This window comes from Cryobacterium sp. TMT1-66-1, from assembly GCF_004403435.1.
Classification (GTDB): Bacteria; Actinomycetota; Actinomycetes; order Actinomycetales; family Microbacteriaceae; genus Cryobacterium; species Cryobacterium flavum.
The window spans coordinates 404,910-426,790 of the sequence record NZ_SOGP01000023.1 but is presented as its reverse complement, the minus strand read 5'-3'; the positions used below and the strand labels follow the sequence as shown (position 1 = coordinate 426,790).

Annotated in this window: 18 protein-coding genes, 1 other RNA gene and 1 pseudogene; 12 read left to right on the top strand and 8 right to left on the bottom strand. The window is 64.8% G+C overall.

The genetic code is table 11. The features are described from left to right. Positions 1-33 precede the first annotated feature (33 nt). Positions 34-957 carry a proteasome assembly chaperone family protein gene (locus E3T29_RS18390; protein ID WP_134346910.1) on the bottom strand — a complete coding sequence of 308 codons (924 nt, stop codon included), beginning with the start codon at positions 955-957 and terminating at the stop codon, positions 34-36. A 103-nt stretch (positions 958-1,060) separates the two neighbouring features. Between E3T29_RS18390 and E3T29_RS18385 the strand changes: the two genes are divergently transcribed. From E3T29_RS18385 to E3T29_RS18375, 3 genes are all read left to right on the top strand, one after another. Further along, positions 1,061-2,554, top strand: coding sequence for a leucyl aminopeptidase (locus tag E3T29_RS18385; RefSeq protein ID WP_134346909.1), 1,494 nt, complete (start codon positions 1,061-1,063; stop codon positions 2,552-2,554). 100 nt (positions 2,555-2,654) lie between these two features. Further along, on the top strand, positions 2,655-4,028 hold the full coding sequence (gene lpdA, locus E3T29_RS18380) for a dihydrolipoyl dehydrogenase (RefSeq protein WP_134346908.1): 1,374 nt from the start codon (positions 2,655-2,657) through the stop codon (positions 4,026-4,028). A gap of 62 nt (positions 4,029-4,090) precedes the next feature. Then, entirely contained in the window at positions 4,091-5,623 is a 1,533-nt protein-coding gene (locus tag E3T29_RS18375) for a 2-oxo acid dehydrogenase subunit E2 (protein ID WP_134346907.1), read from the top strand. 36 nt (positions 5,624-5,659) lie between these two features. Here the strand turns inward: E3T29_RS18375 and E3T29_RS18370 are convergent, their stop codons facing one another. Beyond that, positions 5,660-7,447 carry a protein kinase gene (locus tag E3T29_RS18370; protein WP_166792463.1) on the bottom strand — a complete coding sequence of 596 codons (1,788 nt, stop codon included), beginning with the start codon at positions 7,445-7,447 and terminating at the stop codon, positions 5,660-5,662. Between the two features lie 185 nt (positions 7,448-7,632). On the opposite strand from E3T29_RS18370, the gene lipB reads away from it, so the two are divergent. The 3 genes from lipB to E3T29_RS18355 are packed head-to-tail and all read left to right on the top strand — an operon-like array spanning position 7,633 to position 10,082. Beyond that, positions 7,633-8,328 (top strand): lipoyl(octanoyl) transferase LipB, encoded by a 696-nt coding sequence (lipB, locus tag E3T29_RS18365; protein WP_134346905.1) that lies wholly within the window; start codon positions 7,633-7,635, stop codon positions 8,326-8,328. Further along, positions 8,325-9,314 carry a lipoyl synthase gene (gene lipA / locus E3T29_RS18360; protein ID WP_092342195.1) on the top strand — a complete coding sequence of 330 codons (990 nt, stop codon included), beginning with the start codon at positions 8,325-8,327 and terminating at the stop codon, positions 9,312-9,314. Before lipB ends, lipA begins: the two co-directional genes overlap by 4 nt. A 60-nt stretch (positions 9,315-9,374) precedes the next feature. Beyond that, complete coding sequence (locus E3T29_RS18355) at positions 9,375-10,082, top strand: DUF4191 domain-containing protein (protein WP_092342197.1); 708 nt, start codon at positions 9,375-9,377, stop codon at positions 10,080-10,082. 64 nt (positions 10,083-10,146) lie between these two features. On the opposite strand, the gene E3T29_RS18350 is transcribed toward E3T29_RS18355, so the two are convergent. Beyond that, positions 10,147-10,575, bottom strand: coding sequence for an RDD family protein (locus tag E3T29_RS18350; RefSeq protein WP_233197526.1), 429 nt, complete (start codon positions 10,573-10,575; stop codon positions 10,147-10,149). 144 nt (positions 10,576-10,719) lie between these two features. On the opposite strand from E3T29_RS18350, the gene glnA reads away from it, so the two are divergent. Continuing rightward, complete coding sequence (gene glnA, locus E3T29_RS18345) at positions 10,720-12,144, top strand: type I glutamate--ammonia ligase (RefSeq protein WP_092342201.1); 1,425 nt, start codon at positions 10,720-10,722, stop codon at positions 12,142-12,144. Between the two features lie 146 nt (positions 12,145-12,290). Here the strand turns inward: glnA and E3T29_RS18340 are convergent, their stop codons facing one another. Both E3T29_RS18340 and E3T29_RS18335 read right to left on the bottom strand, forming a co-directional pair. Continuing rightward, positions 12,291-15,374, bottom strand: a complete 3,084-nt coding sequence (locus E3T29_RS18340; protein ID WP_134346904.1) for a bifunctional [glutamine synthetase] adenylyltransferase/[glutamine synthetase]-adenylyl-L-tyrosine phosphorylase — start codon at positions 15,372-15,374, stop codon at positions 12,291-12,293. Positions 15,375-15,410: 36 nt separating this feature from the next. Then, on the bottom strand, positions 15,411-16,748 hold the full coding sequence (locus E3T29_RS18335; RefSeq protein WP_134346903.1) for a glutamine synthetase family protein: 1,338 nt from the start codon (positions 16,746-16,748) through the stop codon (positions 15,411-15,413). 115 nt (positions 16,749-16,863) lie between these two features. Between E3T29_RS18335 and panB the strand changes: the two genes are divergently transcribed. Then, positions 16,864-17,748, top strand: coding sequence for a 3-methyl-2-oxobutanoate hydroxymethyltransferase (panB, locus tag E3T29_RS18330; protein WP_134346902.1), 885 nt, complete (start codon positions 16,864-16,866; stop codon positions 17,746-17,748). A 5-nt stretch (positions 17,749-17,753) separates the two neighbouring features. On the opposite strand, the gene E3T29_RS18325 is transcribed toward panB, so the two are convergent. After that, the gene (locus E3T29_RS18325) at positions 17,754-17,942 is read right to left on the bottom strand and encodes an SPOR domain-containing protein (RefSeq protein ID WP_105036849.1); all 189 of its coding nucleotides are present in this window, start codon (positions 17,940-17,942) and stop codon (positions 17,754-17,756) included. A 12-nt stretch (positions 17,943-17,954) separates the two neighbouring features. Between E3T29_RS18325 and map the strand changes: the two genes are divergently transcribed. From map to E3T29_RS20410, 4 genes and pseudogenes are all read left to right on the top strand, one after another. After that, complete coding sequence (map, locus tag E3T29_RS18320) at positions 17,955-18,818, top strand: type I methionyl aminopeptidase (RefSeq protein ID WP_134346901.1); 864 nt, start codon at positions 17,955-17,957, stop codon at positions 18,816-18,818. 32 nt (positions 18,819-18,850) lie between these two features. Then, positions 18,851-19,609 (top strand): polyphosphate--glucose phosphotransferase, encoded by a 759-nt coding sequence (ppgK, locus tag E3T29_RS18315; protein WP_134346900.1) that lies wholly within the window; start codon positions 18,851-18,853, stop codon positions 19,607-19,609. Between the two features lie 226 nt (positions 19,610-19,835). Further along, positions 19,836-19,907 (top strand): annotated as a pseudogene (locus tag E3T29_RS20415) (hypothetical protein); the annotation flags it as partial. 140 nt (positions 19,908-20,047) lie between these two features. Beyond that, positions 20,048-20,635, top strand: a complete 588-nt coding sequence (locus tag E3T29_RS20410; protein WP_241987906.1) for a response regulator — start codon at positions 20,048-20,050, stop codon at positions 20,633-20,635. Between the two features lie 24 nt (positions 20,636-20,659). Here the strand turns inward: E3T29_RS20410 and rnpB are convergent. Next, an RNA gene (rnpB, locus tag E3T29_RS18300) (RNase P RNA component class A) lies at positions 20,660-21,039 on the bottom strand. A gap of 59 nt (positions 21,040-21,098) precedes the next feature. Then, positions 21,099-21,836: a zinc ribbon domain-containing protein gene (locus E3T29_RS18295; protein WP_134346897.1), complete on the bottom strand. Its 738-nt coding sequence runs from the start codon at positions 21,834-21,836 to the stop codon at positions 21,099-21,101. Positions 21,837-21,881: the final 45 nt, after the last annotated feature.

Genomic DNA, 21,881 nt, shown 5'->3' with positions numbered 1-21,881 from the left:
GTCAGGCGTGGCGACCAGATACTTCCAGCTGCGTTAGCTGGCGGCACCGTCATCGCGGCTGCGCCGCAGGGCGAGGAAGTTCTCGAGTTCGGCGGCGATTTCATCGGCCGACGGCAGCTCGCCATCTTCGTCGGTGAACGGCGACCGCAGCGGGCTTCCCTCCATGTAGGCGTCGTAGCGCTGCTCCAGTGTGCCCACCAGCTTGGCCAGCTCCGGGTTGTTCCGCACCTGGTCATCGATGCGTGCCACGAATTCTCGATTGGCTTCCCGCAGGCGATCGGTCGGAAAGATCAATCCGGTCGACGCGCTCGTGCTCTCTAGCGCGGTGAGGGCTGCGGCCGGAAATTCGGTGTCACCCAGGTAGTGCGGAATGAGCAGCACGTAGCCGACCGTGGAGGCGCCACGTTCCTGCAGGCGGAACTCCAGGAGGTGCAGAACGTTGGCCGCGACCTGCGTGTGCGGCCGCCAGACCGATCGGTTCTCGATGAGATCGGAACGGTTGCCGCTGACGGTGACACCGATCGGTCGGGTGTGCGGAACGGGCATGGGGATGGCGTGCACCCAGGTCGCCCCGGCGACCGTGAATCGGTCGACGAGCTGCAGCACGGCGGCAGTGAACTGCTCCCAGCGGAAGTCGGGTTCGAAACCGGTCAAGAACAGGAACGGCTGCCCGATCTCATCGCGGGCCAGGTACAGCTGCAACGTCGGCGGCTGATAATTGGTGAGATGATCCTGGTCGAAGTAGATGATCGGGCGCCGCGCCCGATAGTCGAGCAGAGTGTCGGTGTCGAACGACGCGACGACGGTGTGATCCAGGGTGGTCAGCAGATAGTCGGTGAACTGGGCTACCGCACCACCGGCATCCGCGAAGCCGGTCAGGCCCATAATCAGGTGCAACCCCTGCGGGACGCCAGCGGCGTCGGCGGTGAGTTCGTAGAGCTCCTCGGGGTCTGACATTCCTTAACTCTAATCCGAGGGGCACCTTTGTGCTGTGTTTTGGGGCTTTCACCATCGTGCCCAGAGCGAACAGCCTGGTGACGGCCCCGGATAGCATCGAGTTATGACTGTTCCCACCCTGTCCCTGTCCACCGAGTCCGCGCTGGGCTCCCCCGCCGACATTCTCATCCTCGCTGCGCTGCAAACGGATGATGGGGTGCAGCTAGTCGCGGACGTCACCCTCGGTGACGCCCTGATCGCGTCGGTGACGGCTCAGCTGCCGCTCCTGAACGCCACCGGAGCACGCGATGAGATCGTGCGTCTGGTGTCGAGTGTCGGCAGTCCGCGCAGCATCGCCGTCGTCGGACTGGGGCGTGTGCTCAGCACCGCAGCCCTTCGCCACGCGGCCGGGTCTGCCGTTCGGCAGCTGACCGGCGCGACCTCGGTCGCCTTCGCCATTACCCTTGGCGACGCCGATCAGGTCGAGGCCGTGCTCGAGGGCGCCGCGCTCGGTGGCTACTCCTACACTGCCTACCGCCACAGCTCACTGGCCGCCACCAAACTGCCGGCCCGAAACGTCGTGGTGCACACGACGACACCGGCGGCATCCGCTGTGGACCGCGCCCAGGTCAGCGCCGAGGCCATGGCCCTGGTCAAGGACCTGGTGAATATGCCGCCGCTCGACCTGTACCCGGCAGCGCTGGCCGAGCTGGCGATCGAGGCCGCCAGCGGACTGCAGCTCGAGGTGACGGTCTGGGACGAGCAGCAGCTCGCTGCCGACGGGTTCGGCGGCATCGCCGGGGTCGGAGCCGGCTCGACCCGCCCGCCGCGCCTGGTCAAACTCAGTTACACCCCGAGCGGAGCCGGCAAGCACCTCGCCCTGGTCGGCAAGGGCATCACATTCGATACCGGCGGACTCTCGCTCAAGCCGCCGGCATCCATGGTGGGCATGAAGTACGACATGACAGGTGCCGCCACCGTTCTGGCCGTGGTCGTCGCCGCGGCCCGGCTGCAGCTGCCGGTGCGAATCACCGCGTGGATGTGCATAGCCGAAAACATGCCGTCGGGCTCGGCTATCCGCCCCAACGACGTGCTGCGCATGCGCGGTGGCCGCACCGTCGAGGTGCTCAACACGGATGCCGAGGGCCGTCTGGTACTCGCCGACGGCCTCGTCGCAGCCGGCGAAGAACACCCGGACGCCATCATCGACGTCGCGACCCTGACCGGGGCCCAGGTCGTCGCGCTGGGCAGCCGGTATTTCGGCGCCATGGGCGATGACGCTCTCGTTCAACACGTGCTCGCGGCCAGCGCTGCGGCCGGCGAGAACGCCTGGCCGATGCCGTTCCCGGAAGAATTGCGCGCCACCCTCAACTCGGACGTCGCTGACATCGCCAACGCGAAGATCGGCAGCTCGGCCGGCGGAATGCTGCTCGCCGGGGTCTTTTTGAAAGAATTCATCGGAACGGATGCGGCCGGCCAGACCATTCCGTGGGCTCACCTCGACATTGCCGGACCGGCCGAGAACTCCGGCACGGGCTGGGGATTCACCGCTGCCGGCCCGACCGGGGTGTCCGTTCGGGCGCTGATTCGACTGGCCGAGGACTTTTCACGCCCGTAGTACAGTCGTAGGGGCAAGAAAAAGCTTGTCAAACCACGCGGCCGAGCAGCATAATCTGTCGGCTGTCGTGACAAAGCGTAATGCGCGAGGGAGTAGCTGAGTGTCGGAACAGAATTTTGACATTGTCGTTCTCGGTGGCGGAAGCGGTGGATACGCAGCAGCGCTGCGTGCCGTGCAGCTGGGATTCACCGTTGGTCTGATCGAGAAGGGCAAACTCGGCGGCACCTGCCTGCACGTCGGTTGCATTCCGACCAAGGCCCTCCTGCACTCGGCTGAAGTTGCCGATTTCAGCCGTGAAGCCGCCAAATACGGCGTCAAGACCGCGTTCGAGGGCATTGACATCGCTGCCGTCACCGCGTTCCGCGAGGGCATCGTGGCCAGCAAGTACAAGGGATTGCAGGGCCTGATAAAGGCTCGCGGAATTACCGTGATTGAGGGCGAAGGCCACCTGGTCTCCCCCACGACCGTTCAGGTCGGCGAAGACATGATCGTCGGCAAGAACGTCATTCTGGCTACCGGCTCCTACTCTCGCTCGCTGCCCGGGCTCGAGATCGGCGGCCGCGTCATCACGAGCGAAACCGCTCTCGCCCTGGACTACGTTCCCAAGAAGGTCGCCGTGCTCGGCGGCGGCGTCATCGGCGTCGAGTTCGCGAGCGTCTGGAAGTCTTTCGGCGCCGACGTCACAATCATCGAGGCTCTACCGCACCTCGTGCCCAACGAGGAAGAGTCGATCTCTAAGCAACTCGAGCGTGCGTTCCGCAAGCGCGGTATCGAGTATTCCCTCGGCATCCGCTTCCAGAGTGTCACGCAGTCCGATTCGGGCATCGTGGTCACTCTCGAGAACGGTGCGACCGTCGAGGCCGACCTCTTGCTCGTGGCCGTCGGCCGCGGACCGGTCACCGCAGGCCTCGGCTTCGACGAAGTCGGCGTCACCATGGACCGCGGGTTCGTCATCACCGACGAGCGCCTCGCCACGAACATCCCCGGCGTGTACGCCGTTGGCGACATCGTTCCCGGCCTGCAGCTCGCCCACCGTGGCTTCCAGCAGGGCATCTTCGTCGCCGAAGAAATCGCCGGACTGAACCCGATCATCGTCGAAGACGTGAACATCCCCAAGGTCACCTACTGTGACCCCGAGGTTGCCTCCGTCGGCTACAGCGAAGCCAAGGCGGCCGACAAGTTCGGTGCCGACCAGATTTCCACCTACGAGTACAACCTCGGCGGAAACGGCAAGAGCTCGATTCTGGGAACTGCCGGTTCGGTTAAGTTGGTGCGCGTCAAGGATGGCCCCATCGTGGGCATCCACATGATCGGCGCTCGCGTCGGCGAGCTCATCGGCGAAGGCCAGCTCGTGGTGAACTGGGAAGCGTACCCGGAGGACATCGCTCCGTTCCTGCACGCGCACCCGACGCAGAGCGAAGCGATGGGTGAGGCCTTCCTGGCTCTTGCCGGCAAACCGCTTCACGCGATGTAGTCGGATTCCACAATTTTCATTGATTTTTCAAATAAGTAAACGGTTTTGAAGGAGACATACGCATGAGCGAATCCGTCAGCCTCCCGGCACTCGGAGAGAGTGTCACAGAGGGCACGGTCACCCGCTGGCTCAAGAACGTGGGCGACCGCGTGGAGGTCGACGAGCCGTTGCTCGAGGTATCGACCGACAAGGTGGACACGGAAATCCCGTCCCCGGTCGCCGGCATTATTGAAGCCATCCTGGTGCAGGAAGATGAGACCGTCGAGGTCGGCACCCCCCTGGTCACCATCGGCGACGGATCCGGCGCGGCCGCACCGGTCGCTGAGGCACCGGCTGCAGAAGCGCCGGTCGCTGAGGCACCGGCTGCAGAAGCGCCGGTTGCTGAGGCGCCCGTTGCCGAGGCACCCGCGCCGGTTGCAGCACCCGCACCCGTTGCGGCACCAGTTGCAGCACCCGCACCCGTTGCGGCACCGGTTGCAGCACCCGCACCCGTCGCGGCACCAGTTGCAGCACCCGCACCCGCACCCGTCGCGGCACCGGTTGCAGCACCCGCACCCGTCGCGGCACCAGTTGCAGCACCCGCACCCGTCGCGGCACCAGTCGCGGCACCAGCGCCCGTTGCAGCAGAACCAGAACCGGTCGCTGCAGCCCCGGCAGCAGCACCCGCACCCGTCGCAGCCGCCCCCGCGGCACGCGGTTCACACGCCGGCACCAGCGGCTACGTCACGCCGATCGTGCGCAAGCTCGCCAACGAAGCCGGCGTTGACCTGGCGACGATCAGCGGCACCGGAGTGGGCGGACGTATCCGCAAGGAAGACATCGTGCAGGCGGCCTCGGCCGTCGGCACGAGCGCTGCCGCACCGGTCGTCGAGGTCTCACCGCTGCGTGGCACCACCCAGCCGATGTCGCGCCTGCGCAAGGTCGTCGCCGAGCGTGCTGTCATCTCGATGCAGTCATCCGCTCAGCTCACGACCGTGGTCGAGGTCGACGTCACCCGCGTCGCTCTGCTCCGCGACCGGGTCAAGGGCGCTTTCGCCGAGAAGACCGGCAACAAGCTCTCCTTCCTGCCGTTCTTCGCCCTCGCTGCCGCTGAGGCCCTCCGTGCCATCCCGATTGTGAACGCCACGATCGAGGGCGACACGATTGTCTACCCGGCGCAGGAGAACATCAGCATTGCCGTTGACACCGAGCGTGGCCTGCTGACCCCCGTTGTGCGTAACGCCGGGGATCTCGACTTGGCCGGTTTCGCCGCCCAGATCGCCGACCTCGCCGCTCGCACCCGCGACAACAAGCTGAAGCCCGATGAACTGAGTGGCGGAACGTTCACGCTGACCAACACCGGTTCGCGCGGCGCGCTGTTCGACACGCCCGTCGTGTTCCTGCCGCAGAGCGCCATTCTGGGCACAGGCATCGTGTACAAGAAACCGCTCGTTGTCACCAACGACGGTCTCGACTCGATCGCGATCCGTTCCAGCGTGTACCTCGCGCTGTCCTACGACCACCGCATCATCGACGGAGCGGATGCAGCCCGCTTCCTCACCACGATGAAGGCGCGGCTCGAAGCCGGTGCGTTCGAGGGCAACCTCGGAATCTAACAGCACGAGCTGTCGGAAGTTTCGGCCTGGGACACCTCAGTAGTCGAAGATCTCACGAAGACGCCAGCCGCCCTCGCCCTTGACCACCAGGACCGAGGCCGGCTGGCTTTTTTGCTGCCCGGACGCCGGAGTCAACACGACCACGGCCAGGTTACCGCTCCGTTCTGCCAGGGACGGCAGGTAGGGCGCGTAGTCGGCGACCTCCCGGCCGGATCCGCCCTGCTGCCGTTCGCGGGCATCATAGCTGTCCGCGGCCAGAATGGCCGAGCCGGTCTGATCCACGTCGACCAGGCAGACCAGGGAAGCAGCGACCAGGCACGCCGCCCGGCGCACGGGGAGCACCGGCACGGCCGATACCGGGTCGTCCCCCGCTATCGCCGCCAAGCCTGCCGCACGAGCGGCATCCGCGGAGTCCGCGACCGTTGGTACGGGGACCGGAGTGCCGGTGGCCCCTGCACTGTTCCTCGACGTGCCGTCGGCACCCGAAGCGCCGGGTAACGCGCTGTCACCGGCACGGCCCGATACCGGGAACAGGGTCAGGGCGAGCACGAGAATGCTGGCGCCGCCCAGTGCTGCCACCAAAAGCGGCCGGTGGTGCCCATACAGTCGTTTGCGCAGGGCGTGCGCCACAGCCTTGAGCGGATGCGAGTCGATCACAGAATCAACGACGTTCGCCAACGACCGACCAGGACGCGACTGCGGCTGGAGCCGGCGCAGGCTGGCTGCGCCCCAAGCCATGAGACTGCTGAAGGCATCGCCACCGACGCCGAATCGCGCCGGTAACGACCTGTCGTCGAACAGCTCGTCGATCGTGTCGGTGAACTCATCGTTGGACGTGTCGTCGAACCCGTGATCGGATCCGTCGTCGAATTCGTGGCGGCGGAGTTGCACCACGTTCACCTGACCAGTCCCCGCCTCGAACGCGTCAGCGTTCACGTTCTGTGCTTGGGCCTCCAATCGGTGGGTGAGGCGAAAGGCGTCAAGCGGTTCGGCGTCGGCCCAATCGAAAAGGTCATGCTCCAGTGTGCCGAGGACCGAACCGACCCCTGCCGCGCCAGCTGCCCCGTCTGAAGATTTCGGAGAAACGGCCGGGTCGATGGCGCCCCGAAAGCGCCGGAGGAGCGCCGCGCCGCTCGCGCGGTGCGTGTCCGTTACATCGACGGCCTCGACGAGGGCTTCCATCACGATAGCCAGGCGTTCGTAGTCGGCGCGGAGCCGCCGCATCCGCTCCCTGGGTATGTCAGTGAGCCGCGCAACCGCACCGAAACCGTTCACCACCGCCCGGCCGCTGGCATCCAGCAGAATTGTCGCCTGGCTGATGGCCCCGTGCGCGAACCCGGCCGTGTGCATGGCGCGCAGGGCGACGATGATCGGTGCCAACAGGGTCACCGCTTCGCCGGGAGACAGTCGAGGGTGTTCGACCAAGTACCTGGCCAGGGATCCTCCGGTGAGTCGTTCCAGGACTAGACAAATGCGACCATCCCCGAGCTGCGCAACGTCGAGCAGGCGCACGAGTCCCGGCGCTGCCCCCGAGGTCAGCACGGCAATGTCGAGTTCGATGCTCGTCGACTCAGTGTCGGCGCGGAAGACCTTGAGGGCCACCGCGCTTGCCGCACCGGAATGACCCAGGTACACCACGGCTCGATCCCCGGCGCCCAGCAAACGGATCACGCGGTGTCCGGCGACAATCCCCTCCGGGTGCACCGGTTCTGTCGTGGCGGAAGCGCCGTCGGCCTTAGAGTATGCCGCGCGCTGGCCGGGACGGGAGTCGCGGCCAGCTGTGTCATCGGCCGAAGTCGGAGGTTGTTCAGAGCGTCGTCTCACCTGCCCATGATCGGCCGCTGGGCCGGCCAGAGCGCTCAGGTCCCCCGCTCTCGTGCAGAACGGGCGATCTGTGCCGCTGTGGAGGAGCCGGTCCGGGTGGCACCGGCGCCGGCTGCGCCCGGGTGCTCGCTGCGCCCGGGTGCTCGCTGCGCCCAAAATGCCAGCGACGCCCCTAGACTGGGCAGATGCTCGACTTTGTCGTCGCGGGGCTAAGCGCCAACTCCGTGCCGTATGTTGAGGGCCTAGAGCTCCAACGCGCAGTCCATCGTTCCGTCGTCGCCCACGAGCGACCGGACACCGTCCTCCTCCTGGAGCATCCGGCCGTGTATACCGCCGGAAAACGCACTCTGCCGGAGGAACGCCCCGTCGACGACACGCCGGTTATCGACGTCGACCGGGGCGGCAAGATCACCTGGCACGGCCCGGGCCAGCTCGTCGGGTATCCCATTCTGCACCTCGCAGAACCCGTCGACGTCGTCGGCTACGTTCGGTCCCTTGAGGCAATCCTGATCGAGGTCCTGATCGACTTCGGGATCGATGCCGTACGCGTTGCGGGACGCTCAGGGGTGTGGGTGGGACCCGACGGCCACGAAGATAAAATAGCCGCGATCGGAATCCGAGTTGCCCAGGGAGTGACCATGCACGGTTTCGCGCTCAACTGCAGCAACTCGCTGGACGCCTATTCGCGCATCATCGCCTGCGGAATTCGCGATGCCGGGGTGACCACGATGACCCGTGTGCTCGGCCGCACCGTCGACCCGAGCGAATTGATCGATCCGATCACGGCCGCTTTCCGTCGCACGATGGGCCTGAATGCCGCCCCGGTGGCCCCTGTAAGCATGACCCCAGCCAGCCTAAATACCGTCAGGACGAACGCATGAGCGCAGTACCCGAAGGCCGCAAACTGCTGCGGCTGGAAATTCGCAACGCGGAAACGCCGATCGAGCGGAAGCCCGCCTGGATCAAGACCGTCGCCAAGATGGGGCCGGAATACCAGAAGCTACAGGCGCTGGTGAAGAGCGAAAACCTGCACACGGTGTGTCAGGAGGCCGGCTGCCCGAATATCTTTGAATGTTGGGAAGATCGCGAAGCGACCTTCCTCATCGGGGGTTCACAGTGCACCCGCCGTTGCGACTTCTGCCAGATCGACACCGGCAAGCCCGCAGACTATGACACGGACGAGCCGCGTCGCGTCGGCGAGTCCGTCGTGTCGATGAACCTGCGCTACGCCACCGTGACCGGCGTCGCCCGTGACGACCTCCCCGATGAAGGCGCTTGGCTCTACGCCGAGACGATTCGTCAGATCCACCAGCAGAGCCCCGGCACCGGTGTCGAGATTCTGGTCCCAGACTTCTCCGGCAATCCGGAACACCTCGCCCAAGTCTTCGACGCCAAACCCGAGGTCTTCGCCCACAACGTGGAGACCGTGCCACGCATTTTCAAGCGCATCCGCCCGGCCTTTCGCTATGACCGCTCGCTCGACGTGCTCACCCAGGGCCGCAACGCCGGGCTGATCACCAAGTCCAACCTCATCCTCGGCATGGGTGAAGAACGCGCAGAAATCACCCAGGCACTGCACGACCTGTATGAGGCCGGTACCGACATCATCACCATCACCCAGTACCTTCGCCCGAGCGCCCGGCATCTTCCGGTGGCCCGCTGGGTGCGCCCGGAGGAATTCGTCGAGCTCAACGAGGAAGCCAAGGAGATCGGCTTTCTCGGCGTCCTGTCCGGTCCGCTGGTGCGTTCGTCCTACCGCGCCGGTCGGCTGTGGGCCCAGTCCATGGTCGCAACCGGTCGCCAGATCCCGGCCGAATTGCGCCAGCTGGCGGATGCCCAACTTGGGTTCGCCCAAGCCGTCTCCTGATGCGAGCACACAGGCGAATTCGGTCACGGGGCATTCGAGTGACTGGGTAGTCTTATACCCATGGCACGCAGCAAGGAAAAGTCCCCCAAAAAACCAAAACAGCCCGGCCGCTTGAAGCAAATGTGGCAGGTATTCCAGATGACGAGACGCTACGACTCGAACATCGTCTGGATTCTGGTTTTGGCCTTCGTCGTCCCCGTTCTGATCAGCCTGGCCCTCGCCCTGCTGATCCCGGGGAGCAACGTCTTCACGATGGTGCTCTGGATCGTCGCCGGCGTGCTCGCCGGTATTCTGGCGATGCTTATCATCCTGGGTCGTCGGGCCGAGAAGGCCGCGTATTCCCAGATCGAGGGTCAGCCCGGTGCCGTGGGGGCGGTATTGCGCAGTTCACTGAAGCGTGGCTGGGTCGGCAGTGAAATGCCGGTAGCGGTCAACGGCAAGACGCAGGATGCGGTCTATCGTGCGGTCGGTCGCGGCGGCGTCGTGCTGATCAGCGAGGGACCTAAGACGCGCACTGCCCGTATGCTCGACGAAGAAAAACGCAAGATTGTGCGCATCGGCGGCAACGTCGGCATCACGGTTATTTCCGTCGGACCCGACGAGGACGCCGTGCCACTGCACAAGCTGGCTCGCCGCCTGACCAGGATCAAGCCCACGCTGACCAAGGCCGAGGTGCTCGCTGTGAACAACCGCCTTAACTCTATGGGCACGAAACTTCCCATTCCCAAGGGCGTCGACCCCATGAAGGCGCGCCCCCAGCGCGGCTGACCTCAACAGACAACAGAACGGCCGGGCGTCCATCGCCCGGCCGTTCTTCGTCATCGCAGTGCTATTACTGCCGGATGAGCGCCGTTCCGGCAATTTTGTCGTGGAAGCCACGCTGGTCGGAATCCCAGACCAACGCCGGGAGGGCAATTCCGAGCAACAGCGACCGCACCACGGGTCGCCAGAGACCAATCCAGCCCCCGTGGATAGAGATGAGTCGGAGGCCCACCAAGCGGTGACCGATGCTGGCCCCGATGGTCGGGATGAAGACGATCTGCAGGATGACGAAGATGATCAGGTTCGCCGCCGGGTCATAGTTGAAGAAGATCGCTGAGACGCCGATGGCGATGGCCCAGTCGATGGCGAAGCCGAGCATCCGTCGACCGGGGCGGCCGATGGAACTCGGCCCGATCTGGGGCAATCCGAGCCGCTCCCCCGGCCATCTACTGGGTGGAAGCTGACCAAAAGTGTTCGGGCGGGAGTCGGAGGCTGGCACCCGATGAGTCTACCGATGGGGCCTGCCTGTAACATGGGCGAAACATAAGCGTCACGGACAAGTAACGCAGCGCTACTAATCTCAAGGAAGCCGATGTGTCCGATTCGGCCGTTTCCACGCCCTCGTCGTCTGGAGTTATTCCGCATGTTCCGCGATTCGTCCGAAGTGCTTAAATTCATCAAAGACAATGACGTCAAGTTTCTTGACATCCGTTTCACCGATCTCCCCGGTGTGCAGCAGCACTTCAACATTCCGGCATCCACCGTCGATGAAGAGTTCTTCACCGTTGGCCAAATGTTCGATGGTTCCTCGATCCGCGGTTTCGCGTCGATCCACGAATCCGACATGCAGCTCATCCCCGACGTGTCGACCGCATACCTGGACCCGTTCCGCACCGAGAAGACGCTCATCATGCTCTTCGACATCTACAACCCGCGCAACGGTGAGATCTACTCCAAGGACCCGCGCCAGGTAGCCAAGAAGGCCGAGAAATACCTCGCCTCCACCGGCATCGGCGACACCGCCTTCTTCGGCTCCGAAGCCGAGTTCTACATTTTCGACGACGTGCGCTACGAAGTTAACCAGCACACCAGCTACTACAAGGTCGACTCCAGCGAGGGTGCCTGGAACTCGGGTCGTAAGGAAGACGGCGGAAACCTCGCCAACAAGACCCCGTTCAAGGGCGGCTACTTTCCGGTCAGCCCGGTCGACCAGCACGTCGACATGCGCGATGACATCTGCCTCAAGCTGATCGAATCGGGCCTCGTGCTCGAGCGCAGCCACCACGAGGTCGGCACCGGCGGCCAGGGCGAAATCAACTACAAGTTCGACACCATGGTGCACGCGGCCGACGACCTGCTCAAATTCAAGTACATCGTCAAGAACACGGCGCATGACTGGAACAAGACCGCGACCTTCATGCCTAAGCCGCTCTTCGGCGACAACGGCTCCGGTATGCACACCCACCAGTCCCTGTGGGCCGACGGCAAGCCGCTGTTCTACGATGAGGCCGGCTACGGCGGACTGTCCGACGTGGCGCGCTGGTACATCGGAGGTCTGCTCAAGCACGCCCCCGCCGTGCTCGCCTTCACCAACCCCACGGTCAACTCGTACCACCGTCTCGTCCCCGGCTTCGAAGCCCCGGTCAACTTGGTCTACTCGGCCGGTAACCGTTCGGCGTCGATCCGTATCCCGATCACCGGCACCAACCCCAAGGCCAAGCGTCTCGAGTTCCGCGCCCCCGACGCGTCTGGTAACCCGTACCTCGCCTTCGCCGCTCAGCTCATGGCCGGCCTCGACGGTATCAAGAACCGCATTGAGCCGCACGAGCCGGTCGACAAGGACCTCTACGAGCTGCCGCCCGAAGAAGCCAAGAACATCCCCCAGGTGCCCGCGTCACTCGAGGAGGCCCTGCAGGCCCTCGAAGCCGACCACGACTTCCTGATGGCCGGAAACGTCTTCACACCCGAATTGATCGAGACCTGGATCGAGTACAAGCGCGAAAACGAGATCAAGCCGCTCGCCCAGCGTCCGCACCCGTTCGAGTTCGAGCTCTACTACGGCGTCTGAGCAGTAGATGCGCGCGGTTCGTTCATCGGGCCCGCGTGACTGGGAAGGGACTGCATCTTCGGATGCGGTCCCTTCTGTGTTGCAAGGTGCCGCGTTGCCGCGTGCTGTGTTGCCGAGTGCACTCCTGTCACGCGCCTCGTGCCGGATCAGCCGACAGTGGGCCCCGGACGCTCCACGGGGCCGTAGAACAGTCGCTCGAACACGGCGCGTGCCCGGCGGGTCACAGCAAGATAGTCGTCCTCGAGCTGATTGCCCGAGCCGGGCGGGTATTCCATGACCCGGGCGATTCCTTCGAGGGCCGCACGATCGGTCGGCAAGACGTTCGAGGTTTGATTGGTCCACAGGGTGATGGCCGACCGCGCACGGGACGCGAAGATCCACGCGCTGCGCAGCACCGCGGCATCCGCTGCCGGAATCAGGCCGGCACTGACCGCCTCGGCCAAAGCTGACAGCGTCGACGTCGTGCGGAGCGCCGGAATCGTTGCCGCGTGCTGCAACTGCAAAAGCTGCACCAGCCACTCCACGTCGCTGAGCGAGCCGCGCCCGAGCTTCAGGTGCCGGTTGGGGTCGGCGGCCTGCGGCAGCCGCTCGTTCTCCACCCGCGCCTTGATGCGGCGCACCTCGCGCACGGCCTGTTCGCTGATCGCGGTGGGATACCGCACTTCGTCGGCGACGGCCGTGAAGTCGCGCAATAGAGCAGCGTCGCCGGCGACCCCACGGCCGCGAAGAAGCGCCTGCGCCTCCCAGGTGAGCGACCAGCGCCGGTAGTAGGCCTGGTAGGACTCCAGTGACCGGACGACAGGGCCGTTGCTGCCCTCAGGCCGCAGCCCAATGTCCAGGTCCAGTGGCAGACGCGAGTCCTCGGTGAGCCGGTTGAGCTCGCGCACAATGTAGCGGGCCCGATCATTGGCAGCTTCGCCGTCGAGGGTGCCGGCACGGAAGACGTACATGACGTCGGCGTCGGAGCCGAAACCCAGCTCGGCGCCGCCGAACCGGCCCATGCCGATCACACCGAACTCAATACCGTCGCCGCCGGACGACCCGTCGGCGCCGCCCTGATCGTTCAGGTCTCCCCCACGGATGGCGGCGATCACGCCCTGAATATAGGTCGCGTTGACGTCGGTCAGGCCCTGGCCAAGCTGGTCGAGATCGATCTGGCCGAGTAGCGAGGCGAATGCCAGACGCAGCATCTCACGGCGACGGGCGGCGCGCAGGATGGTGGCGGCAGCATCTGGGCTTTCATGCCGGCCCAGCACGGCTCGGGTCTCATCCTGCAGGGATTTGCGCGGCCGTGGCTGCAGGTCGGCCTCGTCCTCTAGCCAGGCCACCGCCTCCGGGATCTTTTCCAGGAGCTCGCCGATGTACCGGCTTCCGGACAAGACTCGGGTGAGTCGCTCGGCGGCGCCCGAGGAATCCCGCAGCATGCGCAAAAACCAGTAGGTCGAGCCGAGGTTGTCGCTCAGGCGACGAAAGGCCAGAAAGCCGTAGTCGGGGTCAGCTCCCTGGGACAGCCACTGCAACAGCACGGGAAGCAGGTGCCGCTGGATCGCCGCACGCCGGGACACCCCGCCGGAGAGAGCGGCGATGTGGGCCAGTGCACCCTTGGTATTGAGGAAGCCGATTGCGGCGAGACGGGCCTCGGCCTGTGCGCTCGTCAGGTTGAGGCCGTCGGCCGGCAGCGACGCCACCGCCGACAGCAGGGGCCGGTAGAACAGCCGCTCATGCAGGCCGCGCACCCTTTGTTTGGTCTCCGACCAGCGGATGGTCAGCCCGTCAGCGCTCGTGGCCAGACCGGTCGAGCGAGCCAATACGCGCAGGTTCGCTTCGTCCCGCGGCACCAGGTGGGTACGGCGAAGCTTTTGCAGCTGCAGCCGATGCTCCATCAGGCGCAGCATGCGGTAGTCCTGGGCAAATTCGGTGGCTTCGGCCCGGCCCACATACCCGGCGGTGGCCAGGGCGGTCAGCGCCGGCAGGGTACCGGCCTGTCGAACGTCGGGGTCGGTCTGGCCATGCACGAGCTGGAGCAGTTGCACCGTGAACTCGATATCGCGCAGCCCGCCAGGGCCCAGCTTGAGCTGAACGTCGACCTCGTCGTCGGGAATGTTGTCGGTGACGCGCTCGCGCATCCGCTGCACCGATTCGACGAAATTCTCCCGGCTGGCGCTGCTCCAGACCTTGGGCGTGACCGCATCGAGATAACGCGCCCCCAGCGCGCGGTCACCGGCCAGTGTGCGGGCCTTGAGCAGTGCCTGGAACTCCCAACTTTTGGCCCAGCGGTCGTAGTAGGCCAGGTGTGATTCGATCGAGCGTACGAGTGCACCGCTCTTGCCCTCAGGGCGCAGGTTGGGGTCGACCTCCCACAGCTCAGGTTCGATGCCGGATTCGCCCAGGCCGCGCATGATGAGCACGGCCAGTCGGGTGGCGATCTCAACGGCTCGGGAGCTTTCCAGCCCGGCCGCTTCGTCCCCATCGGCGACGAAGATGACGTCGACGTCGCTCACATAGTTGAGTTCGCTCGCGCCGGCCTTGCCCATTCCGATAATGGCCAGGCGGGTGGCACGCACCTGTTCGGTTGGAAAAACACCGCGCCCGGCCGTGTCACCGCTCGACATGGTGCGGGCGACCGCGAGGGCGGCTTCGAGCGCTGCGGTGGCGAGGTCGGACAGGGTGCGGGCAACGCCGTCGAGCCCCGCCACGGGGTCGGCCTGTTCGAGGTCGAAGGCCGCCAGCTGCGCAAGTCGGCGACGGTAGCGCACCCGCAGGGCAAACCAGGCCGCGTCGTCGACCAGCTCCGAGAATCCCTCGGTCGCACCGACCGAGTCCAACAGGTCGCTGACCAGGTCGCCGAGGCTGGGTAGCACCGCTACAGGCGTTGCCAGAACCGAGAGTTCCGCCGGATGCCTGAGGAAGAATTCGGTGAGTCCGCTGGAGGCTCCAAGAATCTTCAGAAGCCGCCCGGTCGCCGTGGCTGACTGCAAGAGCTCAAACAGTTCGGGCGACCCCGGTCGCAGCAGGGCGACCAGCGCTACCAGCGCGGCATCCGGGCTGGCCGTCACCGCGAGGAGCGGCAGAAGCGCCCGCGTCTCGGTCAGCCTCCCCGCCGAATCCGGGTCAGTGTGCGGGCTGACCGCACCGAGCTCGGCGACCTCATCGAGACGAGCACGCACCTCGGCAAGGTCGACGAAACCCGCCCGAACGAGTTCGGTCAGGGTCAACTGCAAACGCTCCATCGCGGGTGATTCCTTCGGTCATCGACCACTGGCGAGTTAGAGCATCTCCAGGTTTTTTTTCAGTTCGAACGGGGTAACCTGCGACCGGTAGTCGCGCCACTCCTGCCGTTTGTTCAGCAGAACATAATTAAAGACCTGTTCGCCGAGGGTCTCGGCGACAAGCTCTGACTCCTCCATGAACTGGATGGCGTGATCGAGGCTGGCCGGCAGTTGCGTGTACCCAAGCGCACGACGTTCGGTGTCGCTGAGGCTCCACACGTTGTCTTCGGCCTCCGGCGGCAGCTCGTAGCCTTCCTCGATGCCCTTGAGGCCGGCGGCCAGCATAAGCGAATACGCGAGGTATGGGTTGGCCGCGGAGTCAATGGCGCGGTACTCGACGCGGGCGCTCTGGCCTTTGTTGGGCTTGTAGAGCGGTACGCGAACCAGCGCGGAGCGGTTGTTGTGGCCCCAGCAGACAAAGCTCGGGGCCTCGTCACCGCCCCACAGCCGCTTGTACGAGTTGACGAACTGGTTGGTCACCGCAGTGATCTCCGGGGCGTGCTTGAGCAGCCCGGCGATGAACTGACGGCCAATCTTGGAAAGCTGGTACTGGGCACCGGCCTCGTAGAACGCGTTCGCGTCCCCCTCGAACAGCGACATGTGCGTGTGCATGCCCGATCCGGGGTGTTCCGACATGGGCTTGGGCATGAACGTCGCGTACACGCCCTGCTCGATCGCGACTTCCTTCACCACGGTACGGAAGGTCATGATGTTGTCTGCGGTGGTGAGCGCGTCGGCATAGCGCAGGTCGATTTCGTTCTGGCCCGGACCGGCTTCGTGGTGACTGAACTCGACAGAAATACCGAGGTCTTCGAGCATGCGCACCGACCGGCGGCGGAAGTCGTGGGCGGTGCCGCCGGGAACGTTGTCGAAGTAGCCGGCCGAGTCGACCGGAACCGGCCCGTTCTTGCCGTATTTCGACGACTTGAGCAGGTAGAACTCCACCTCGGGGTGAGTGTAGAACGTGAACCCGCGGTCGGCTGCCTTGGCGAGGGTGCGCTTAAGCACGTTGCGCGGATCGGCCACGGCTGGCTGACCGTCGGGGGTGGTGATGTCGCAGAACATGCGGGCGGTGGGGTCGACCTCGCCGCGCCAGGGCAGGATCTGGAAGGTCGTGGGATCCGGGTGCGCCAGGACATCCGCTTCAAACGAGCGGGTGAGGCCTTCGATGGCTGAACCGTCGAAGCCGAGGCCCTCGTTGAAGGCACCTTCAACTTCGGCTGGCGCGATCGCCACGGATTTGAGGGTGCCGACGACATCAGTGAACCAGAGTCGAACGAACTTGATTCCTCGCTCCTCGATGGTCCGAAGAACGAAGTCGCGCTGCTTGTCCATTCACGCTCTCTCTGATTGCTCAAACAGGTAGCCAGCAAAACAACTACCGACCCCAATAACTACTGTCTAGGCTACTGGCTCCAGGCACGATTGCTTGCCTGACTACACTTGTCGCATGCCAGAGTTGACAGCACCCGAGCCCGATTCCACGGTTTCTTCCGCCGATGCCGCAGTGCAGCATCCCTACAACGCGGCTTCCGGGCCGAAGCGAGTGCGCACCCGCCACTTTCAGAACGCCAAGGCGCAGGGCATCCCCATCACCGGCCTGACCAGCTACGACATGTTGACCGCCCAGATTTTCGACGAGGCCGGAATCGATTTTCTGCTCGTGGGCGACTCAGCCGGCAACAACGTCTTCGGGTATGAGACCACCCTGCCGGTCACGGTGGACGAGCTCATCCCGCTGACCCGTGCCGTTGCCCGGGCGGTGACTCGCGCCCTGGTCGTGGCCGATATGCCGTTCGGGTCGTACGAGAACGGGCCGGACCAGGCCCTGGCGACCGCCGTACGGTTCATGAAGGAAGCCCAGGCCCACGCGGTGAAGCTCGAGGGCGGCCAGCGCAGCCACAAGCAGATCAGGCGTATTGTCTCGGCCGGAATCCCCGTGATGGGACACGTCGGTTTCACCCCGCAGAGTGAACACGGTTTGGGCGGCCACATCATTCAGGGCCGAGGGGATGCCGCCGACGAGCTCATCGCTGACGCTCTCGCCGTGCAGGACGCCGGCGCTTTCGCCGTCGTCCTGGAGATGGTGCCGGCTTCCGTCGCAGCTCGCGTGACCAAACGACTGTCGATCCCGACGATCGGGGTCGGGGCGGGACCATCCGTTGACGGCCAACTCCTGGTATGGACCGACTTCGCCGGCATGACCAGCGGCCGGGTGCCCAAGTTTGTGCGGCAGTACGCCGACGTTCGAGCGGTACTGACGGATGCTGTTCAGCGGTTCACCGCGGACGTCGCCTCTGGCGCGTACCCCGCGCCAGAGCACAGCTACGAGTAGAACGGCTAGCGAGCGTCCCGAGCGTCGTCTTCCGACCACTTGGCGCTGTTCGCGCGCAGCTTCTCCAGAGCGTGGGCTGCCTCGTCACGGGTGGCGAACGGCCCGACCCGATCCAGCGATGTCGACTGGAGGCCGTGCTCCACTTCGCCCGTGCGCATGTTGTACCAGAATGCGTGTTCTTTGTCGTCGGCCATAAGCTTGATCCTATGCCTAAGGATTCAATCGGTCACCTCATCCCGGGAACGGTGTCACCGACCCGTTCCGTTCCATCTCACATCGTTCGCCCGGAGTACGTGGGCAAGAAGGGGCCGAGCCCCTTCACCGGCTCTGACGTATATTCGACCGAGAAAATCGAGCTCATTCGCGAGTCCGGCCGCATCGCCGCCGAGGCGATCGCCGTTGTCGGCCGAGCCATCGTTCCCGGCGTCACCACCGAGCAACTGGACCAGATCGGTCACGACTACCTGGTGGCCAACGATGCCTACCCCTCGACCCTCGGGTACCGCGGATACCCCAAATCGTTGTGCAGCTCGGTGAACGAGGTCATCTGCCACGGAATCCCCGATAACACGGTGCTCGAAAACGGCGACATCGTCAACATCGACATCACCGCGTACAAGAATGGCGTTCACGGTGATACCAACGTCACCTTCATCGTGGGCGAAGCCATCGATGAGGTGACGCTGCTGGTCGAACGCACCAGGGAAGCGCTCGCCCGGGGTATCAAGGCCGTGGCCCCTGGGCGTCAGGTCAACGTGATCGGACGAACCATCGAGTCCTACGCCAAGCGCTTCAACTACGGCGTTGTGCGCGACTACACCGGCCACGGCGTGGGCGAAGCCTTCCACTCCGGTCTGATCATTCCGCACTATGACGCACCGCAGTACGACACGGTGATGGAGGTCGGGATGGTCTTCACCATCGAGCCGATGCTGACCCTCGGCACGAGCGACTGGGACATCTGGAGCGATGACTGGACCGTGCTGACCCGTGACCGCAGCATGACCGCGCAGTTCGAACACACCCTCGTGGTGACCGAACGCGGTGCCGAGATTTTGACCCTGGTCTGACCGACCTTTTCGAACGGATAGAGGATCAACACATGACGGCACAGACCGCAATCGGCATCGACATCGGTGGCACGGGAATCAAGGGTGCGGTAGTCGACCTGGCCACCGGCGCGCTCCTCTCTGACCGGGTGAAGTTGCCCACTCCCAAGGGTGGTCGGCCGCAGGACATTGTCGAGACCACCCGAACCCTGCTCGCCACCGTCTCGAAGGACGTCGGAGACCTCCCGGTGGGCGTGTGCTTTCCCGCGGTCGTGAAGAACGGTCACACCATGTCGGCCGCGAACGTGTCGTCGAAGTGGATCGGCCTCGCCGCGGAAGCCCTGTTCGAAAAGGGTCTCGGCCTGCCGATTCACTTCGTTAACGATGCGGATGCTGCAGGCTACGCCGAATCACAGTTCGGTGCGGCCAAAGACGTCGGCGGCGTCGTGCTGCTGACCACGCTCGGTACCGGGATCGGTTCGGCGCTGCTGAACGACGGCGTGCTCGTGCCCAACACTGAGCTGGGCCACCTGCAGATCGACGGCTACGACTATGAAACCCGTGCGGCATACTCCGCCAAGGAACGTGACGACCTCAGCTGGGACAAATGGGCCGCACGCTTGCAGAAGTATTACTCGACCCTCGAACTGCTCTTCTCCCCCGACCTGTTCATCGTCGGCGGAGGAGTCTCGAAACACCACGAGAACTTTCTGCCTCTGCTCAACCTGAAGACCCGCATCATCCCTGCTGTGCATCGGAACAACGCCGGTATCCTCGGCGCGGCCGCCCTCGCCGCGCGCTTCCCGGGCTGATTTTCGAAGCTTAGCGACAGCAGGATTCCCACATCGACCTGCGTGAAGTTGAGCGAGAATGCACCGAGCGCGGCGACGGAGGTGCTCGGTGCGGCGCTGGCCAGGATGATGGCGGACACCGGCGAGAACGACGAGACCGTGCTGGCGGTCCAATGATGCCGTCGTCGACGGTCGTCTGGTCGGCCGAGTGCTGATTCTGCGGGACCGCACCGAGCTGCACCAGCTCATGCAGGATCTGGACGGCGCCAGGGATGTGACGAAGGCGTTGCGGGCGCAGGCCCACGAATTCGCGAACACGATGCACATGATTTCGGGGTTGATTGAACTCGGGCGCACGGAGCAGATCGTCGATTTCGTCACTCGGTTCGGCCATGGCGGTTCCGTGCTGTCCCGGCGCTCTCCCCCGGCATCACCCACCCGGATGTTGCGAGCCTGCTCATGGCCAAGAGCACTATCGCGGCCGAGAAGGGCATCCGTTTGGTCATCGATGAAGGGTCAATCCTCGCGCCCGACGGCACGACCGATCCGGTCACTGTGCTCGGCAACCTCATCGACAACGCGATGGCCGGCGGCGTCATGCATTACCTGGTCAAGCTATTCACCTCGACCGTTCTGCTTGAGCGACTCGACCAGTGCGTTCAGCACCGGCAGGAACTCCGAGATCACGCCGCGATCGCACCATCGATGCTCGATCAGGCCCGCATCGACCGGATGCTGCAACCCGGCGCGTTCGCGCCCGCCGCCCTTGCCGCCGGTGCAGCTGCACCGACCGTTCCCGCTGGCTCCACCGGGTTGTCGCTCTCCAAGGGGCTGTCCGAGGTGACCCTCGATGCCGTTGTGGCAACACTCAAGCGCGTCGTGGTGGGCATCTCGGCGAGCGATGTGGCCCAGCATCTGGGCCTGGCCCCGCTCAGCGCCCGCCGGTATCTCGAATATCTGCTCGCCGCCGAACGCGCCGACATCACCCAGAAGTATGGCCGGGCCGGGCGGCCGGAAAAGCTCTACCACTGGACCGCGGCCGGTTGATCGGCCGCGGTCCAGCAAAGAAGTGGAATGGGCCGGCTAGTACGCCGGGTTCTGTTCAGGTGTTCGCACACCGTCGACGGCCATCTATCTCGTGACTACGTTGCCGCAGCCCTCTAGCGGTCTACCCGAAAGCTCGGCGAGCCGCCTCAACGCTTTCTGTCTGACCTTGCTCCGGACGAGGTTTACCGAGCCGACCAGGTCACCCTGGCCTCTGGTGGTCTCTTACACCACCGTTTCACCCTTACCACCAGCTCGCGCTGGTGGCGGTCTACTTTCTGTGGCACTGTCTCGCGGGTTGCCCCGGGTGGGCGTTACCCACCATCCTGCTCTATGGAGCCCGGACGTTCCTCGGCATCCGCTCGATCCGAAGATCTAACGAATGACGCGACCGTCTTGCCGACCCATTCCGTAAATTGAGTCTACCGGGCGCGCGGGCTGCCGCCGAACGCACGCCCCATCGGTACTAGATTCCGGACTCTTCGGTGCGCACCAGCACTGCGCCACAATCGGGGCAAAAAATGACCTCGTCGGCCGGTGCCTGGCGGGCATCGGCGAGGTCGCTGCCGGTGAGGGTCATGGTGCAGCCACTGCAGGTTCGGGCGCGCAGCAGGGCCGCGGCGTTGCCGTGGCCCGTGATGCGCAGACGCTCGTACAGCGCCGCGAGGTCGTCGGGGATGGTGGCCGCTACGGTGGCCCGGTCGCGCGTGAGTTCGGCGAGTTGGCGGGTGAGGTCGACCAACACCTCGTCGCGCGCGGATTCGGTCGCGCTCACACGTTCGGCGATGGCGTCACGCTCCTTTTCCACCACGGCGACGGCAGCCTCGTGCTCTTCCTGGCGCTCCAGCACAGCGATCTCGATCTCTTCGAGGTCGAACAGGCGTTTCTTGAGCGAGGCGACTTCGGAGTCCAGAGCCTGGATGTCCTTGATCGACGAGGTGTGCTGCAGGCGGTCGGTGTCGCGCGCGATTCGCTTCTCCACGACCTCGACGTCGCTCTCGATGCGTCCCAGTTCGGTGCGCACGTCGTCAAGCTCGCCCGACCGACCGAGCAGTTTCATGCGGCTGGCCTCGGCTTCACGATTGAGGTCGGCCAGCTCGGCGTGCGCCGCGAGCGATTTTGACTGGTGACTGAGCTGAAGAACCTTGATGTCCAGGGCCTGAAGCCGCAGAAGTTCCTTCTGCTGGAGTGGTGATGCCTTCACGATGTCCTGACCTAACGCTTTTGATGAGATGTGGTACGAAAAAAT

What these genes read in the sequence shown, in the direction of transcription:
- lipA (WP_092342195.1), top strand. Translation starts at nt 8,325, where the DNA reads ATGAGCGCAGTACCCGAAGGCCGCAAACTGCTGCGGCTGGAAATTCGC.
- lipB (WP_134346905.1), top strand. Translation starts at nt 7,633, where the DNA reads ATGCTCGACTTTGTCGTCGCGGGGCTAAGCGCCAACTCCGTGCCGTAT.
- E3T29_RS18390 (WP_134346910.1), bottom strand. Translation starts at nt 957, where the DNA reads ATGTCAGACCCCGAGGAGCTCTACGAACTCACCGCCGACGCCGCTGGC.
- E3T29_RS20410 (WP_241987906.1), top strand. Translation starts at nt 20,048, where the DNA reads ATGGCCAAGAGCACTATCGCGGCCGAGAAGGGCATCCGTTTGGTCATC.
- ppgK (WP_134346900.1), top strand. Translation starts at nt 18,851, where the DNA reads ATGACGGCACAGACCGCAATCGGCATCGACATCGGTGGCACGGGAATC.
- E3T29_RS18325 (WP_105036849.1), bottom strand. Translation starts at nt 17,942, where the DNA reads ATGGCCGACGACAAAGAACACGCATTCTGGTACAACATGCGCACGGGC.
- E3T29_RS18340 (WP_134346904.1), bottom strand. Translation starts at nt 15,374, where the DNA reads ATGGAGCGTTTGCAGTTGACCCTGACCGAACTCGTTCGGGCGGGTTTC.
- panB (WP_134346902.1), top strand. Translation starts at nt 16,864, where the DNA reads ATGCCAGAGTTGACAGCACCCGAGCCCGATTCCACGGTTTCTTCCGCC.
- glnA (WP_092342201.1), top strand. Translation starts at nt 10,720, where the DNA reads ATGTTCCGCGATTCGTCCGAAGTGCTTAAATTCATCAAAGACAATGAC.
- E3T29_RS18385 (WP_134346909.1), top strand. Translation starts at nt 1,061, where the DNA reads ATGACTGTTCCCACCCTGTCCCTGTCCACCGAGTCCGCGCTGGGCTCC.
- E3T29_RS18355 (WP_092342197.1), top strand. Translation starts at nt 9,375, where the DNA reads ATGGCACGCAGCAAGGAAAAGTCCCCCAAAAAACCAAAACAGCCCGGC.
- E3T29_RS18375 (WP_134346907.1), top strand. Translation starts at nt 4,091, where the DNA reads ATGAGCGAATCCGTCAGCCTCCCGGCACTCGGAGAGAGTGTCACAGAG.
- map (WP_134346901.1), top strand. Translation starts at nt 17,955, where the DNA reads ATGCCTAAGGATTCAATCGGTCACCTCATCCCGGGAACGGTGTCACCG.
- E3T29_RS18335 (WP_134346903.1), bottom strand. Translation starts at nt 16,748, where the DNA reads ATGGACAAGCAGCGCGACTTCGTTCTTCGGACCATCGAGGAGCGAGGA.